Raw genomic sequence first — 1,814 nt, 5'->3', positions numbered from 1 at the left:
CCCTCTGCTCATCTATAATACGCCCGGCACAATCTTCACAAAAACCAGCGTGTCCACAACTTTGTAACACCCTGATGTCTTCCACTGGATTGAAACAAATTGGACATTTTTTGATTCCTCCTGAAGCACCTCCAACTGCGCCGGCTTCGCCCGTTGCAGGTTGGCTTGCTAATTCCTGTCTTAGCTCGGTTATCAATTCATTTTGTTGTTGAATGACTGTTGACTGATCCTGATGCTCAGAATCCGACTCCTCAACAGTGAGATCACTCTCTGAACCCTCACTGTCTGAACACTCAGAATAATCCACAAGAAAGACCAGACTTTCTGACGATGACGCCTCCAACATTCCGGGCACGAGGAAAATACCCACAATATTGAATATAAAGTGTTGCATGCCGCTAATGCTATCCGCGCAATACATAACCCCGGGTACAGGACACGAGCGTCCAGAACGGCAATGACTGGCTATATTGCTGTAGATAATGGGCAGAAGCTCGTTTGGCAAACACCCTATCAACACAGTTTCCAGTGTCTCCAGCGAGACCCGTCCTAAATCCATGCGCTGAAAAGCGGCTGATGCCATTGCAGTTAAACCGATTAACAGTGCTGTTTCTGCGTCCAATCCGGCTGTATTTAACTGATTGGCAAGGCTTTGCGGAGAATTATATTCATTGATATTTTTAGAAAGCAACCCACTGTCGAATGCTTGATCGTAGCTTTGTCCTGTATATACGTTATGCAACAGAGTAAAGTGGCCATGAAGTCGATTCTTATAGAGAAAGTGGGGACCAAGAAAAGCAAGAAGCATCAGGACCAGACAGTTGTCAACACCAACATAGTTGGATGTATGTTTTTCCGGAACGGAATAGAAATAATTGTAATAAGGATTACTTCTGCCATTTATCTTGGCAGACATAAACAATTGTTCAAAAAGACTTTTTGCCGTTTCATTGATTAGCTCTATCTCTGCCCGGTTTCGCCCATTAATCATATTTATATTAATAGCGAATATATGATGTATTAGTCTCAGCATTTTTTGAATGCGAACTTTTCGATTTTGAGGATCACCCATACCCACATAATTAAAATAAAAATTACCCAGACGTTTAAAGTCTTGTTCAGCAACCTCGTAATTTTCACAGATTTCCAGTCGTTCATCTCCAGATACATTGCCAGAGGCTAAATTAAGCCTGACAAAACCAATGCGGATGTTTTCAAGTGGGCTCTGACCTGTATGACTTTGTTGTTTATTTGAATGCGGCCTTGAGTTCGTCTTGTGATAATTGCGAAACTCTTCAAGGTCATAGGTGTCGTTTGCCAGTCCCTGCTGATAAAAAGACAAACACACTGAAAACAAAAGCGTCTTAAAAGAATACCCTAAGGTCATATTTCACCTGCATTCGTTAAAACAACTGCACTGCCGAGCTGCAATTTGTCCATAACAAATATACTGCTGTCGTATACATAAGCCTTGAAGAATGACTTATTCCGGGCTTTGCATACAGACGGTTTAGTCCCGTTTTCTTTCACTCCACAAAAGTTTATAACCATCGTTGTCGCTTATAGAAGGTACCAATAATGGGCACAAGATGTGTCTGTCATTCTCAAGCAACAGACTAGCACTGTTCGCACATTCAATAAAAAGACTTGTCGATCACCTTCATGTATGACAAAGGTGTTTCCCGGCAAAACGGGCAGTCCCTCTGCTCATCTACAATTCGCCCGGCACAACCCTCGCAGAAACCAGCGTGCCCGCAACTTTGTAACACCATAATGTCTTCCACCGGGTTGAAACAAATTGGACATTTTTTGGT

At 42.6% G+C, this 1,814-nt stretch carries 2 protein-coding genes; both read right to left on the bottom strand.

What is annotated here, in order from left to right; genetic code table 11:
* On the bottom strand, window positions 1–1,387 hold a 1,387-nt coding region (locus KDK19_RS02205; protein WP_257291256.1), incomplete at its 3' end, for an RING-HC finger protein.
* A 247-nt stretch (window positions 1,388–1,634) separates the two neighbouring features.
* Window positions 1,635–1,814: RING-HC finger protein (locus KDK19_RS02200; protein ID WP_257252355.1), on the bottom strand; the 180-nt coding region annotated here is incomplete at its 5' end.

This window comes from Endozoicomonas sp. ONNA1, from assembly GCF_024606325.1.
Taxonomy (GTDB): Bacteria; Pseudomonadota; Gammaproteobacteria; order Pseudomonadales; family Endozoicomonadaceae; genus Endozoicomonas_A.
The sequence above is the reverse complement of the archived record's forward strand: the minus strand, read 5'-3'. Positions and strand labels throughout refer to the sequence as shown.